Source organism: Virgibacillus pantothenticus (assembly GCF_018075365.1).
Taxonomy (GTDB): Bacteria; Bacillota; Bacilli; order Bacillales; family Amphibacillaceae; genus Virgibacillus; species Virgibacillus pantothenticus.
This window is the reverse complement of sequence record NZ_CP073011.1, coordinates 1,051,842-1,066,540: the sequence shown is the minus strand read 5'-3', so window position 1 is coordinate 1,066,540 and position 14,699 is coordinate 1,051,842. Positions and strand designations below refer to the sequence as shown.

Annotated in this window: 11 protein-coding genes; 7 read left to right on the top strand and 4 right to left on the bottom strand. The window is 39.1% G+C overall.

Annotation, left to right across the window (positions count from 1 at the left end; genetic code table 11):
- Positions 1–638 precede the first annotated feature (638 nt).
- Positions 639–1,001: a YisL family protein gene (locus tag KBP50_RS05025; RefSeq protein WP_050350287.1), complete on the bottom strand. Its 363-nt coding sequence runs from the start codon at positions 999–1,001 to the stop codon at positions 639–641.
- A gap of 796 nt (positions 1,002–1,797) precedes the next feature.
- Here KBP50_RS05025 and KBP50_RS05020 point away from each other — a divergent pair.
- Entirely contained in the window at positions 1,798–2,994 is a 1,197-nt protein-coding gene (locus KBP50_RS05020; RefSeq protein ID WP_050350286.1) for an ornithine--oxo-acid transaminase, read from the top strand.
- Between the two features lie 35 nt (positions 2,995–3,029).
- On the opposite strand, the gene KBP50_RS05015 is transcribed toward KBP50_RS05020, so the two are convergent.
- Positions 3,030–4,214, bottom strand: coding sequence for a DUF418 domain-containing protein (locus KBP50_RS05015; RefSeq protein ID WP_050350285.1), 1,185 nt, complete (start codon positions 4,212–4,214; stop codon positions 3,030–3,032).
- A gap of 675 nt (positions 4,215–4,889) precedes the next feature.
- Here KBP50_RS05015 and KBP50_RS05010 point away from each other — a divergent pair.
- The 6 genes from KBP50_RS05010 (at position 4,890) to KBP50_RS04985 (ending at position 6,866) form a co-directional block, all read left to right on the top strand.
- A complete protein-coding gene (locus tag KBP50_RS05010) occupies positions 4,890–5,102 on the top strand; it encodes a spore germination protein (RefSeq protein WP_050350284.1) in 213 nt (70 codons plus the stop codon).
- Between the two features lie 22 nt (positions 5,103–5,124).
- The gene (locus KBP50_RS05005) at positions 5,125–5,325 is read left to right on the top strand and encodes a spore germination protein GerPB (protein WP_050350283.1); all 201 of its coding nucleotides are present in this window, start codon (positions 5,125–5,127) and stop codon (positions 5,323–5,325) included.
- 73 nt (positions 5,326–5,398) lie between these two features.
- Positions 5,399–5,968 (top strand): spore germination protein GerPC, encoded by a 570-nt coding sequence (gerPC, locus tag KBP50_RS05000; RefSeq protein WP_050350282.1) that lies wholly within the window; start codon positions 5,399–5,401, stop codon positions 5,966–5,968.
- A 14-nt stretch (positions 5,969–5,982) separates the two neighbouring features.
- A complete protein-coding gene (locus tag KBP50_RS04995; protein WP_050350281.1) occupies positions 5,983–6,159 on the top strand; it encodes a hypothetical protein in 177 nt (58 codons plus the stop codon).
- A 15-nt stretch (positions 6,160–6,174) separates the two neighbouring features.
- Positions 6,175–6,555 carry a spore germination protein GerPE gene (locus tag KBP50_RS04990; protein WP_050350280.1) on the top strand — a complete coding sequence of 127 codons (381 nt, stop codon included), beginning with the start codon at positions 6,175–6,177 and terminating at the stop codon, positions 6,553–6,555.
- 92 nt (positions 6,556–6,647) lie between these two features.
- On the top strand, positions 6,648–6,866 hold the full coding sequence (locus KBP50_RS04985) for a spore germination protein (protein ID WP_050350279.1): 219 nt from the start codon (positions 6,648–6,650) through the stop codon (positions 6,864–6,866).
- Positions 6,867–7,486: 620 nt separating this feature from the next.
- Here the strand turns inward: KBP50_RS04985 and addA are convergent.
- Positions 7,487–11,194: a helicase-exonuclease AddAB subunit AddA gene (gene addA / locus KBP50_RS04980; protein ID WP_050350278.1), complete on the bottom strand. Its 3,708-nt coding sequence runs from the start codon at positions 11,192–11,194 to the stop codon at positions 7,487–7,489.
- Positions 11,188–14,685 (bottom strand): helicase-exonuclease AddAB subunit AddB, encoded by a 3,498-nt coding sequence (gene addB, locus KBP50_RS04975; protein WP_050350277.1) that lies wholly within the window; start codon positions 14,683–14,685, stop codon positions 11,188–11,190. Before addB ends, addA begins: the two co-directional genes overlap by 7 nt.
- Positions 14,686–14,699 lie beyond the last annotated feature (14 nt).

Here is a 14,699-nt window from a genome sequence, read left to right as displayed (position 1 = left end):
ACAGCATCTTATATACGGAATAAAGTGGAATGTCAAGTATTGGGGGCTTGATCCCAAATATCATTTGCATCGAATATTTGACTCTGCATTTGGACTCTCCACTTATCCTTACTCGGGTTCACCTCGTAGGATGGAAAGACAATGGTCTCACTGCCAGTTACACGCGGGTTAAATAGACTTAAAAGAGCATTGCAATAACCTTATCACATCGAAATTATTACTGCATGATACTACATTTTTTTAGACATGGAATAATGGGTTGCTAGCCCAAATTTTCATCAAATGAAACGAACAAAGGCGCGGGGCGCCCGTTTAGCAATCGTAGCGAATGGAACGAATCAACTAAAGATAAAGGAATCATGCCACTAAAAACAGGGGTATGCCGACGCCTGAGCGGCAAGCCCGTTTTTAGTCGGCCTTCCTCTTTGCGACGAACCGATGAGGCCTTATCGTAGGGCGCATTTCTAAAGTCGCATCGTTGCTGGGCTCATGCGCTGGACGTGACTATTCGGTTATTTCATTATCCATAAGCACCTAATTTTATAGTTTCCTATACAAGAACAAAAAAGGTTGTCCCCCCTTTTATAAGGACAACCTTTCTAGCAATTTTAAACGCTTTTAAAACATGTATAAATCAGCTAGACACCCATAGGTAAGCGTACAAATCCTAATACGAGGAGGAGGATGACAGCAATAATAAATTGAATCCATAATGCTTTTAATGGCTTCTGTTTTGGTAAACGAACAAGTAGCATTTCCATAATTACAATCATCCAAATACCAGCAACCCCTTTAACAATTGCCTCTGGCAATAAATCCCCTCCATTAAAATAAGGAGTAATTAATTCGCCACCAGAATATAAGATAAGCAAATAATCCAAGCGCAAAATCATATGTATGATTTTACCTGCTTTCGTATTTCCTTTCTTGTACATAACATAAGCGATCGCAAACAAAATAAAGCCTAACGCCCATGCAGTTATATGCAAATGTGTATTCATGAAACAATCTACCTCCTATTTCCAATTCAACTATTGCTATCATATCATGATCCTAGTAATATTTCATTTTTAACACTTTAACTATTCTTATTAGATATACCTTCGTTTACATCTATTTGGTAGTTTAAAAATGTATAAGTCAAGTCCTTTATCAATGCGGTTTTCCTTCTCCTCATCGTTGATCAGATGAACAAGCTTGCGGGATAGATCCTACATTTTCCTCTTATTTTTGTCTCGTAACATGAAAAAAACAGACAGTTATAACCACCCGTTTAACGGCCGCTTGGCTCATCCTTATAAGTACATGTTACTATTAACGCCTTAAATGCGTAGTTTCGCAAGCTTATGTTGATTCTAATTATTAAGTTCATCTGCTATCATAGCTGCTTTTATTTGATTTTTTATATACTTTTTAGTTACATACGGGGTAAAGCGTTTTCGGAGATAAAGATACTGGCATACCTGGCCTATCTTTTACTATCGAAGTTGCCATTTTTTTAAAAACCCGATAAAAGCTTGTTTGATACCCCTCCGTGAAAGACGATTGGTAATACAATACAAAATTGTGAACTTCGGCGAATGAATTGTAAACTTCGAGCAACCTCGTTGTAAACTTCGGCGAATTGGTTCTGAACTTCGGCTGTTCTCCATCAAATACTATATAACTTTTCTTCATAGCAAACTTTCTTGCATTAGTTTTCACATTTATCAGATCAAAACCGTTTTCTAGCTGGCAGTGGCTATAAAAACTGGTATACTATGTTTGTAGACTATTTTTAAAATTCGGAGGGATCGTATGGGACTAACAAGTCAACAAATTATTGACCAAACACAGGAATACGGTGCGAAAAATTATCATCCACTCCCTGTCGTTATTTCAAAAGCGGAAGGGGTTTGGGTAGAAGATCCTGAAGGAAACCGCTATATGGACATGCTAAGTGCATACTCAGCAGTAAACCAGGGACATCGCCACCCCAAAATAATTAATGCGCTTAAAGAGCAGGCTGACCGTTTAACATTAACATCCAGAGCTTTTCATAATGATCAGCTTGGTCCTTGGTTTGAAAAAATTTGCAAGCTAACCAATAAAGAAATGGTTCTCCCGATGAATACGGGTGCAGAAGCGGTGGAAACAGCTATTAAAGCTGCGAGACGCTGGGCTTATGATGTCAAAGGAGTAGCCGAAAATAAAGCGGAAATTATCGCTTGTGAAGGTAATTTTCATGGTCGAACAATGACCGCTGTCTCGTTATCCTCGGAAGCCGAATATAAGCGTGGCTTCGGTCCAATGTTGCCTGGTATCAAAATTATCCCTTACGGAGATACCGATGCACTAAAAGCTGCGATTAATGAAAATACTGCTGGATTTCTATTTGAACCAATTCAAGGAGAAGCAGGTATTGTGATTCCACCGGATGGCTTTTTACAAGAAGCTTATCAGATTTGTAAGGAAAACAATGTGCTTTATATTGCTGATGAAATCCAGTCTGGTCTTGCCCGTACAGGAAAGATGTTTGCTTGTAATTGGGAAAATGTAACACCTGACATGCAAATTCTCGGAAAAGCTCTAGGTGGTGGAGTATTTCCGATCTCATGTGTAGTAGCCAACAAAGATATTCTTGGTGTTTTTAATCCCGGCTCCCATGGCTCCACCTTTGGAGGCAATCCGTTAGCATGTGCTGTGTCCATCGCTGCATTAGAAGTGCTAGAAGAGGAAAATTTAACAGAACGGTCATTGGAATTAGGGACGTATATGATGAATGAGTTAAAGACAATTATGAATCCAAAGATTAAAGAAGTACGGGGGAAAGGATTGTTTATCGGTGTTGAGCTTACCGAACCAGCTCGTCCGTATTGTGAAGCTTTAAAGGAAAAAGGCCTCCTATGTAAAGAGACGCACGAAAACGTCATTCGTTTTGCTCCTCCATTAATTATTGAAAAAGAAGATCTAGCTTGGGCAATTTCACATATTAAAGAAGTTTTAACGCCATAAAAAAAGCAGCTTGGATACATGCCAAGCTGCTTTTTTTATGCGGTCTCTTTCCGCATACGTTGCTTTTGTTTATAAGTAAGGCTTCTCCATAACCACTCTAACGGTCCATAGCGGTATTTTCGCAGCCACCAGCTACTATACACCATTTGTAAACCATAAATAATAATTGCTATTCCTACTCCTTGTAATGGAGTAATATGCCCATACCAACCGAGTCCGATGCCGTAAAACAAGAAAACACATATAATGGACTGCATAATATAGTTCGTAAATGCCATTCTTCCTACAAAGATAAATGGACGTATCATTTTTGCGCCTGTTTCTGTTTGCGCTAGTAGTGTAATCGAACAAATATAAAATAGTGCTGAAAACAATCCGCCAATGCCGTCCTGTGCAAGCTCAAACCATAATGGATTTCCAAATCCATATGGACCTAATTTAAATAAAAGAAACAAAATAAGTGAAACCCACCATAATTGTTTTAAAACTGGCTGATGTTCTGCTGGTTTATGAAGCCAACGCTTCCTTCCAACATACATACCAATTAAGAATAACGGTAATAGCATAAACGGGAGGATAAAGAGGCCCAAGCCATTTCCGAACATCCAATCTTGCGCATTTTGTGACCAAATAGCAAGGATAGATTTACTTTGATAGTTTGCAATGATTGACTGCACAGGCACTAATGGCTCCTGTTCATGCATATCCGTTACCCCACTTAACAGATACGATATAAATGTGAAAAATCCTACGAACCCACCTAACAAGCCGATGGCCCAATAAATTAATGTACGATCTTTCACTTTTAAGTACAACAATGCAAGCAAACCAACTAATGCATAGGTGATTAAAATATCTCCATACCATATTCCAAATGCATGAATGACACCAAATAATAATAAAAACAGCAATCTACGAGTAAGAAGTGGAACAACCTCAATATTTCTCAACTGCAGGCGATCATTCATTAATTGTAAGCCAAACCCGAATAAAAAGGAAAATAAACTATAAAAACTGGCTTGGAAAACGATATCAATGACAGCGAGTGTTGTTTCATCAACGGCTGTATTCCAAACTGTGTTCTCCCCACCATAGTGAAAGTACGGAGAACTGAATGAAAGTATATTAACAATTAGTATGCCAAAAATGGCAAATCCCCTTGCCGCATCTATCCAATGAAGCCTATCTTTTTCTTGCACTGGTGAAGCTTGTTGACTCATAAACACATTCCTTTCCTTAGAGAAACTAGCATAATTGAACAGAGGTAAAAGCCATGTCAATATTGCTTATGTATTAAATATAAGTGAAGCAACAGCCTTTCACAAGCTTTTTATGCATATATTACCAACTGATCCGCCAAAAAATAATCCTTCCTGTTCAATCCTTCAACAAAATCCTTCTTTCACATAAACATAATATAAGGGAAACTGCAAACAAGGATTGTTTTCTACTCGAAAATGAAAAAAAGCGAAATCACCACATCATATTAGGAGAAGCACATATCGATTAACTTTAAAGACGGATGAGGGAGCTTTGAAAAAATACGTAGAATAAAGTATCTTCAATCGGTTGGGGGTTTCATTCATTCCCCACGGCTTGTTAGTAGCCCAAGGGTTGACCTAAAGGCCTCTTACAAAATTGGGTATTTAGGTGCGCTGTTATCTCCCACTTAGATTCGTTGCAATACAGATATCCAACTCTTAAAGCGGGAGGCTTACAGCACTTTATATACGGGATAAAAAATTTTTCCAGCCTCATATGACAATACCTTTGTATTCAAACATCCTGTCAATTAAACAGTTAGACACAAGATGCTGTTTTTGTCCATTTTGCACCTTAGTATCATATATAAGAATCCACAGTATCATAGGTTGCTAATTAAAGGGGGTATTAAAATGCCAGCAAAAGTGGGGGCAGTCAAAGTCGTTAATATTTCATCTTCCAGTATTTTTAATATTGGCGATGTGTATTCTATGTCTCCAAACAGTACTGCTAAAACATACGCTGGTGGGGGATCATTTAATACCGGAGACGGGATTCGTGTAAATTTGGGTAATGCTAAAACTTATATAAACGATTCGGATCAGGTGGATATGTCAAATAACTAAATAGTGTACGGGAGGGGTTAAGATGCCTATAACGGTTCATCAGACCATAAGTATTTATATGATTAAAGTTGGGGCGATTACAAATTCATCGGTTTTACAAATTGGCACTACAGGAAGCGTACAATCTCAGTCTGATATTTATAACACTGGTGGATACACAGAGCCTGTACAAACAGCTGAGTTGACAGGTGAAGCTGTTCCTCTTGTCCCTTTAGCTCCTTAAAAAAGCACATTTTTTTCCTTCCTGCATATAGTAAACATAGGCATTCGTCTATATATGGCAAAGGAGGATTTCGATGAACCATTCAAATTGGTCCGCATATATGTACGATATTCATGAATATATGAGACAGCAGCAAGCATTAATCCAGCAGTTACTATCACGGGTGAATGAACTGGAGGAAAAACTGCAAAACACAAAGTCAAATCGAATTGAAAAGGTGGAATATCATTTTGACCAACTAAAAATTGAACAATTAGACGGTACACTTCATATCGGATTGTCTCCACAGGATCTCGCTAACTTAGAAGAAGACTGCTCTATTGGGCAAGTTAAGCCTCCTAACTATCAACCACCTTTAAAACAAACCATTCAAGCAGAATTAAACGATTATTTGCACCAAAATGGGCCTGCCATGATCCGCCAATTAGCATCAGAATATAACGTAGGTGTAGATGACGGATACCCTTCCATTCTAATTCAAGATATGATCAAGCAACTCCCAGGACGAATTGCCTTTTATGAAAAAGAAGCCCATAACCAAAAAAACCTACGAACAAAGGAAGAGCTCCATGCATATATAGCAGATAAAATAAAAAATGAAATTGATCAGTCTTTACGAAAGTATATGGATACACAACGATAGAAAGGATAGTAAATATGTATATGGAAGTTCATAATTGGGGACTAAATATTGGTAACGTCCAAGTTGATAACATCTCCTCTTCATCTGTGCTTCTCATCGGGGATAATGAAGAATTTCTCCTTTCGTCCTTTTTTGATACACCGCCTGAAGCATTTACGATAGGAAATATTGTTCCATTAGCACTTACTTAAAAAGGGGATGAAATTATGGATAAACGAACCGCCGTCGTCGACAATCTGTTTACGAACTCTGTTTCAAATAGTAGTGTTCTATCTATCGGAGATACGAATCATGCTGCATTAAAATTTAAGGGGCTTGCTGTCCAAAAACAAGTTCCTACTTTTTCCCAAGAAGATGAAGAATCGTTCGATTATCCACTGTTCCAGCGTGATACCAATTGGCCAACCCCTAATATCGGGGTCCGAAAAACAACGATGCATCATAACCAAAACATATGTGTAGCAAACATCGCAACAATCGGTGTTAGCAGTTCGTCATTATTACAAATCGGTAGCTTAACTAGAGGCTATGCAGAAGCTCGTGTGAAGCATTTCCGTAAATTGAAAGAAACAAATGACACTTCGTGAATGGACAATATGGATTATCAGCATGGTTGCGCACTAATATCCCAAAAATTCATACGCTATAGAAACAGAAACTTAGTAAAAGGTGGTTTCCTATGCCCTCAATTGTTGGTCCAATTAAAATTGTTAGTGTTGGTGGTGGAGTCGTAAATTTTGGGGATTCCTTTTATATAGCTCCAAAAGAGTCTACAAAAACAAATGCTGGTTCTGGTTCATTGAACACAGGAGATTTCATCTGCACCAATAACGGTGTTAGTTCAACAAATCCATTTGATCCTGATATAAACGATCAAAATTTAACTGCAAATGCTTAAAAGTAAGGCCGTGTACAAGTAATACCACGGCCTATCGTTTTTGTAAAACATCAGCGTATTTTAAATTCCATCCCTATCAAAGTTGGATCTTTTAATAAAATTGTTTGGCATAACAGCACAACTAAGAATATATGCCTTGCCATATTATCATTTCTCGAATCGCACCAACCAACTGAGAAGTATACGATAAGTTATCACTGTATAGAGCTACCCTCTTCCTGCAAGCAGCGAAACTCCGCCTTTACGTCCATCAAATAGAAGGGCATTTCACCTATCGTGCTATAGTCAAACGGTGTCAGCGTTTCATCCCTTATCGCCATGAAAATTATCTACGTATAAACCGCTCCCCCCTCTTTGTCGATGTGACCAATTATTTGCTAAGCAAAGCCATTACCGAATAGGAAGAAATAGATAGCAAAGAGATTACAGCACGTATAGACTGATTCACAACTGATAGGAAACCGATACCGAAATCACGCATTCATTTTTTAGTGAGGCAAACATCGGTTGACATACAATGAGTCATCTATTGTACATTTCATGCATATATCGCAAGCAACAATTGTTTAGTATGATATGCACACGGTATGCAATTCTTGAGACATACAAGGCGCGAGCACCTATGGAACCCGAACAAGCTCCTGTATCGTAAAGAAATACAGATAAGTTTCTAATACTGGTTGTTTCCAAATGGTTTGCACAGCGTGCCGATAAAGTTTCATTTGTGTTTGATATCTTTGTAGCATCTTTTTCTCCTGCGCCTTTGTCCACTCTCCATGTATCATATCCGTTTTATAATCAAGGATAATCCATCCATCCTCTTTTGGGAAAATGGCATCAATTACCCCTTGAATTAATACTTGTTCTTCGTCATCTTGCCAGTTAGGATAAACTTCTGGTGCTGGGAGCGTTAAACTAAATGGAACTTCTCGCTGCACATACGGTGCCATTATCATAGCTTGAGCAATCGGAGTTTGATAGAAATGCTCGATCGCCGAAAGATCCATTTGCTCTACTGCCTCTCTACCGATAATTTCTTTCTCCACCATTTTTTCCAGTTCTTCCTCAATTTCCGCAGCGGTTAAAATACGGTCTAAAGGTAAATGCTGCATCGCCTTATGCACGATTGTACCTTTTTCAGCAGCCGATAGCTTTTTTTCCTTTTGCATAAAAGCAGGGCGTCTCACAATCGGTCTTTGAAAAGGAGTGATCAGCTGGTCACTGCTATATTCATCTTTTAACTCCTGCTGTCGCTTTAATTCCGTTACCGTTTGTTTCGCTCTTGATTTAGCTGCTTCTATATAAGGATAGGTATAATTCAATCGTTGTTGCACCGCTTCTCCTAACTGTTCGTTGGCGAGCGTAAATGGTCTCCAGTCAGAAATATGCTGATAGAGCTGGTCATCTTTTTGGTCTTCCAGATCATCCTGTTCAACTAGCTCGCTAGCGTGAAGTATGTGTATATCCCAGCCCGAAGGATCCTGTTGAATCTCTTGGTCCACTTGCTCACCAATCTCTCCTAATCGTAGCACGTCATTTGCATGGTGACGAAGCAAAGCAGGAGCTACCCAGTCTAGATATGTCTTGGCTTCTATTCGACTATAAGTTGGCAACACCCAGTCAGGATGGTTTTGAATGGATTCCCATTTTTCTTGTTTCTTTTCAAAAGATGCCACGTTTCCAACCATGACGAGCTTTTCCTTAGCTCGTGTTAAAGCGACATATAATACGCGCATTTCTTCCGCTAGTTGATCTCGCAACATTTCCTGTTTTAATGCATGATAATAAAGTGTAGGGTAGGAAATTCGTTTAACTGGGTCAATATACTTACTGGCAAAACCATAATCTTTATGCAATAAATATTTTTTGTTTAAATCGCTTAAATTAAATTGCTTATCCAATCCACCAAGCAGAACGATAGGAAATTCCAAGCCCTTACTTTTATGAATCGTCATGATTCTGACAACATCTTCCTGTTCACTCAATGCTCTTGCGGCTCCTAAATCGTCCCCTCGCTCTTCCATCCGTTCAATAAAACGAAGAAAGCGAAATAAGCCACGAAATGAAGTCATTTCATATGTTCGGGCACGATCATATAGCGCACGAAGATTAGCTTGCCGCTGTCTTCCTCCTGGCATACCACCAACGTAATCGTAATAAGCCGTTTCCCGATATATTTTCCAAATTAATTCGGAAAGAGCACCTTGTCTGGAAGCCGATCGATAGCGTCGCAGTTGGTTTAAAAATAGGGCAATTTTATCGGATAACGGACCGGTATTCTCTTTTGCATAAGTAGTTAATGCATCATAATAAACTTGTTTTTTCCTTGCTAGGCGAATGGTTGTCAATTCTTCTTCACTTAAACCGACAATCGGTGATCGTAAAACAGCTGCTAGGGGGATATCCTGTCTTGGATTGTCCACTACCTTCAAAAAGCTAATCATCACTTTAACTTCTATAGCTGCAAAATAACCAGCTGACAGTTCTGCATATACGGGAATTCCTTGTTTTTTAAGTTCATCCGTAATCACAGGTGCATCGGTCATCGAACGCAACAGTATGACAATATCGCGATATTGCACATCGCGTTGTTGTTGTGTTTTTTTATCTACTACTTGTAATGGTTTCCCATCTTCTTGACCGATCCATTGTTTTATTTTTCTAGCATAAATACGCGCTTCTAGTTCAGCTTTTTCTAAATCAACGAAACGCTCATGCGCTGTTTCTGTTTTTTCATCCGTTTCTCGGTCAATGATGATTAATTCTGGGTTCGGAGCTGCAAGTGGAAACGCATCATATATTTTATTTCCATATATAAGCTCTGCATTTTCATCATAGTTTATTTCTCCAAGTGACTCATCAATGATTTGTCTAAACAGATAATTGGTTCCCGTTAAAACCTGCGATCTACTTCTAAAATTACGTGACAAATCTATTCGCTTAGCAAGATGTTCAGACTGTGCGAAGCGATTGTACTTTTTAATAAACAAGGAAGGCTCTGCATGTCGAAAACGATAAATACTTTGCTTTACATCTCCCACCATAAACCTATTTCCTGCACCGATTTGATCACTAATTAATGATAGTATAGTTTCTTGGACAAGGTTTGTATCTTGGTACTCATCAATCAATATTTCGGTAAATTGACGTTGGAAGTTCGTTGCTACTTTTGATGGTATTGGTGCATGGAACGTTCCGTCTTCCATCAACACTTGTAGGCAAAGATGCTCTAAATCTGAAAAGTCAACAAGGGCACGTTCTTTTTTCTCTTCCTGAAATTTAGACTTAAATGCTTTTACAAGTGAAGCTAATTGCTTCATAACAGGAGCCATCTCACGCATATCGTCTAAATGACTGGCTAAGTTCCTAGTAAACCAACCCCGCTTCATATTTGTCCAACGCTTTTTATAGTTATCTCGTAATTTTTTTACTTGTTTTTTCTTTTCCTCATTGACTTCTGCTTTTTTACCAGATAGTTTTGCAAACGTACTTGCTTCCATCCAAGCGTGTAATTGCTGCCAGTCATTAAGATACCGTCTTGCTTCTTGAACGAGAGTGAGATCCTGCTCAATGGTTTCCGCATAATGATATGGACCATCACTTTCTCTCGTTATGTCCATAGCTTGTTGTATTTCCTGCTCCATTGCACGTAATTGTTCCCTTACTTCACGCTTTAAAATAGATAACCAGCTTAATTCCGATTCTTCCATATTTTCCGGTATATCATATGCTTCTGCTAAGCCATCCAGCCACTGATCTGGCCATGGATTTTTCACTGCAAAATCATATAATTGTAAAATTAACGTCTCGACGTCAGCATCACTTCGATCATTTGAAAACCGATCAACAACTTGGAAAAATTCTTCCTGTTCTGTCCCCGTTGCACCATACCATCCTTCAAATAAGTCATCTAAAACTTCTTGTTTAATCAATTCTGCTTCTATATCATTAGCAATTCGAAATGCTGGATCCACGTCCAGTAAATAAGCATACTGTTTGACGACATCTAAACAAAATGCGTGTAGTGTCGAGATGGATGCCCGTTGTAATAACGATAACTGCTTTTTTAAATGTAACGAAGCAGGATTTTCCTCCAATGCTTTTTCTAAAGCTGCACCAACTCGATTACGCATTTCCTGTGCGGCTGCATTTGTAAAAGTCACTACAAGTAAAGAATCAATATCTACAGGATTCTCTTTGTCTAATAGTTTTTGAATAATCCGCTCTACTAAAACCGCTGTTTTACCTGAACCCGCTGCAGCTGCGACAAGAATATCAGATCCTTTTGTATAAATTGCTTCTTCTTGTTCTTTTGTCCAGCTCACCATGTAGGTTCCTCCTTCTGCCGAATCTGTTTCAGTATCTCATCCTGTTTCATATCTGTTAGTTTTCGATAGTTATTAGTTGGTATCGTCGGATCAAATTGACATACCGACTGAAATGGACAATGCGTACAAGCAACTTGCTGTTTATAATAATACGGATTTAAATGTATTCCTCCATGTGTCATATCCATTCCTGCTTGTACCATCAAGTGATGAACATGCTGCTGCAAGCTCTTAAACGTCTGCTCATCTGCTATTCTCGAATAACTGTAAAATCCGCCATTTTTCTTGATGGCAGCTGGAATGATTTGGCTCGTACCAGATTCTAATGCTATATCCATTAGCTTAGCTATATCTTCATCTGCTAACAAAAGACCTTGCATCTTGTACTTTTTAAATAATTCTTTTTCAATCGTCGCATCATCGAGCTTGTCCTTTTCCGCTATCATCGGATTGTGTACATGGAAGTACAGCACTCCCGCTGGTGTTGCTTTCACTCCTAGCCATTGTTCCGAATAAGTAATGACTACATCCAGATAAGCTAACATTTGCAAAGCCAATCCATAGTATACTTCAAGCAGATTTAATTCTTTGGCACTCGATTTATAATCAATAATTCGTAAAAATAAATCATCATCTTTTACTGCTTTATCAACACGGTCGATCCGGCCGCGAAGCATTAATTCAAAGCCATTTCTTAACGGAATGGTTAATGGCGGTAAATCTTGGTTGTTTCCAAATCCCAATTCTAGACCTACTGGAGAAAAGTGACTTTTTCTCGCTTGTTCACTTAGCACATAAGTCGCTCTTGCAATCACTTCTTCTAACTTCTGTTGAATATACTGATACCGATTCGAACTATGCAAGATTTGATGCTGTAATATAGGAGACAGCTTCGTTACTGCCTGATGTGCATACGAATTTGCATCCGCTTGCGTCAGTTGAGAAAAATCTTTTTCCCCTTTTTGAACCCATTCCGTAATAGTTTTTAGTGCTTCGTGAAACAACTGACCAATATCAGGTGCATCCAGTTTGTATGTGCGCCTTTCTTCCAAACCTAGACTGTACTTGGCAAAATGCTGATAGGAACAGCGATAATAAGTCTCTAATCTGGAAACACTTGCTTTTATTTGCTTTGGATAAAGCTGCTCTACGGTCTCTTTTGATAGGTTACTAGGTTTATTTTGATAATATAAGCTTTGCAAAATACGATATGTCGTAGCGTACTTTTCTTCATGTTTGATATACCAATTAAGTACATGCCACCAGATTGGCTTTATCGGATAGCCCTTGCGATACCTTGATAGCTGCGCTGTTAAGGCAGCTCTTGTTTTGTTAGGTGTAGTCACAAAACGGTCCGCTTCTAGCAATTCATCTGGCTCTTGCAGCAATAAATGTTCACAACAGTTTGGAAACAAACTTTCCATCCGTTTGATAAGCTGGGACGGCATTTTCGTGTTTCCTTCCTCATCACTTAACGGATAGCTGATCCATAGCTGGTCGCTTGCTACTGTAAAAGACACATACATATAAAACCAGTCATCTAATAACTGGCGTTTACTTGTCTCGGCAAGCTGCACACCATGACCAGCTAGTAAATCCCGTTCCTGTTCATTTATCAATCCGTCCGCTGGCGGTTTCATTGGCCACATGCCTTCATTTACACCTAGTAAGAAAGCACATCGAATATCGCTTATTCTTGAACGGTCAATGGAACCTACGATAACATGATCTATACTTGGTGGAACATGGGCAAACTTCAATGTGTTTAGACCTGCTTCCAGTGTTTTACGAAATACGGTCAATGACATGGCTTCTTCTCCTGCTATCTCCACTATCTCATCCAATAATTGAATGACCGCGTCCCACACTTGTTCCTGTTCTCGTCCCTTTTCAATCTCAAATTGCTCATCATATTCTGCTCGCATTTGCTCCAATCTTGCAGGGACCTGCAGCTCTTCCAATAGCTGATACAAGCAGGTACATCGATCTGTTACCGTTTGAGCTTCTCTCATTTCTTTATCAAACCACTCGAAAGCTTCTGTTACTTGGTCCCGATAACGATTAATTCGTATTTGCATTTCCCGCTCTATATCTGTTTGTGCCGTTTGATCAAACCCACGGAAACGCTGAAAAACCCACTCTTTTTCAGAAAACCAACTCGTCCGTGAACGAACACCGTACTCCAAAACATAATTTTCCAATTCATCTATGGCGTCTGCAGTTAAAGGATATTGCTTATCCCTACTAGGTATAAAGCCTGTTTTTAACAACCGAAAAACAGCGTCATAACGCCAATTGCCTTCCACAACATCCAAACTAGAGCGGATAAATTCCATTAAAGGATGATTTAACATCGTCCGTTTTTCGTCAATAAATACAGGTATATCATAATCGTGAAAAATCGTTGCGATCAAATCATGATACATGTCTGGCTGCCTTATGAATAAGGCGATATCTTGATAACGATAGCCTTTGTCTTTTACTAAATGAATAATTTGCTGTGCTGCTCCCTCCACCTCTGCCCGCGGATGGACTGCCTCAGCAATTTGCAAAGGCACTTGCCCATGGTAAGCTGGTGCCGGGCGTTCATCAAAGTATTTTTCCAAATGCGCAAAATAGGCACGCTCCCGAAAGCGTCCATATTTCGGATCTAGTTCAATGGTCTCTTCTATTGCTACATCTACCGAAGCAGCCATTTGCTTCAATAGATGGTATGTTTCCTTTGTTTGGTAAAACAAATCCACTTCTGATGCTGGTTCTTCTTCTGGCTTATCCACAGTTAACGCGATCGTTACTTGCTTACACTTTTTTATCAACGCTTCTACTACCATTAATTCGGTAGGTGTAAAACGATAAAAACCGTCCACATAGATTTCTGCTTCTTCAAGTAACGAAGAATGAGCGATCTTTTCTGCAAGCAACTGTAATTGATCTTCACCGTCCATATATTTTCCTTGCAATGAAAATAGTAACTTTTCATAAATATACAGCAAGTCTTCCAATTTATGAATCAGACCCTCTTCCCCGGCCTCTTTATGTACGTAGCTGTTCATATGCTCTATTTTGGCATGCAATAATTCAGGCGTAATTGCATAGCGTTTAAATTCAGTAATCATCGTTTCCAGCTGGTCAATAAATCCATGTTTTTCCATAGCGTGTTGAAAAACATGCCACTCTCCTTGCTTTTCTTCCATGATCTTCCGCAGCATCATTTGCATCCCTACAGTACTAATAAATTGCTTATTCCCACCACCTGTTGCTTGTAAGACTCGCCAAGCCAAGCGAGAAAAGCTAACCACCTGTGCACGTATACTTCCGCGGATTGCTTGATCCTTAAACAGCTTATACTCCTGCTGAAACGTCATTTGATCTGGAACGATATAAAAAATGGCTGAACCTTGTGGGCGATTTAATAATTTCTCCTTTATTTCATCAAATATTCGGCCGCTTTTCCCTGTACCAGCACGACCTGTTATAAAGCGAAGCCCCATTACTCACTTCCCCT

Bases quoted from the DNA above. Each gene is read 5' to 3' on its own strand.
- KBP50_RS05025 (WP_050350287.1), bottom strand. From the start codon at position 1,001: ATGAATACACATTTGCATATAACTGCATGGGCGTTAGGCTTTATTTTG.
- KBP50_RS05020 (WP_050350286.1), top strand. From the start codon at position 1,798: ATGGGACTAACAAGTCAACAAATTATTGACCAAACACAGGAATACGGT.
- KBP50_RS05015 (WP_050350285.1), bottom strand. From the start codon at position 4,214: ATGAGTCAACAAGCTTCACCAGTGCAAGAAAAAGATAGGCTTCATTGG.
- addA (WP_050350278.1), bottom strand. From the start codon at position 11,194: ATGGTGAGCTGGACAAAAGAACAAGAAGAAGCAATTTATACAAAAGGA.
- KBP50_RS04995 (WP_050350281.1), top strand. From the start codon at position 5,983: ATGTATATGGAAGTTCATAATTGGGGACTAAATATTGGTAACGTCCAA.
- KBP50_RS05010 (WP_050350284.1), top strand. From the start codon at position 4,890: ATGCCAGCAAAAGTGGGGGCAGTCAAAGTCGTTAATATTTCATCTTCC.
- KBP50_RS04985 (WP_050350279.1), top strand. From the start codon at position 6,648: ATGCCCTCAATTGTTGGTCCAATTAAAATTGTTAGTGTTGGTGGTGGA.
- KBP50_RS05005 (WP_050350283.1), top strand. From the start codon at position 5,125: ATGCCTATAACGGTTCATCAGACCATAAGTATTTATATGATTAAAGTT.
- addB (WP_050350277.1), bottom strand. From the start codon at position 14,685: ATGGGGCTTCGCTTTATAACAGGTCGTGCTGGTACAGGGAAAAGCGGC.
- KBP50_RS04990 (WP_050350280.1), top strand. From the start codon at position 6,175: ATGGATAAACGAACCGCCGTCGTCGACAATCTGTTTACGAACTCTGTT.
- gerPC (WP_050350282.1), top strand. From the start codon at position 5,399: ATGAACCATTCAAATTGGTCCGCATATATGTACGATATTCATGAATAT.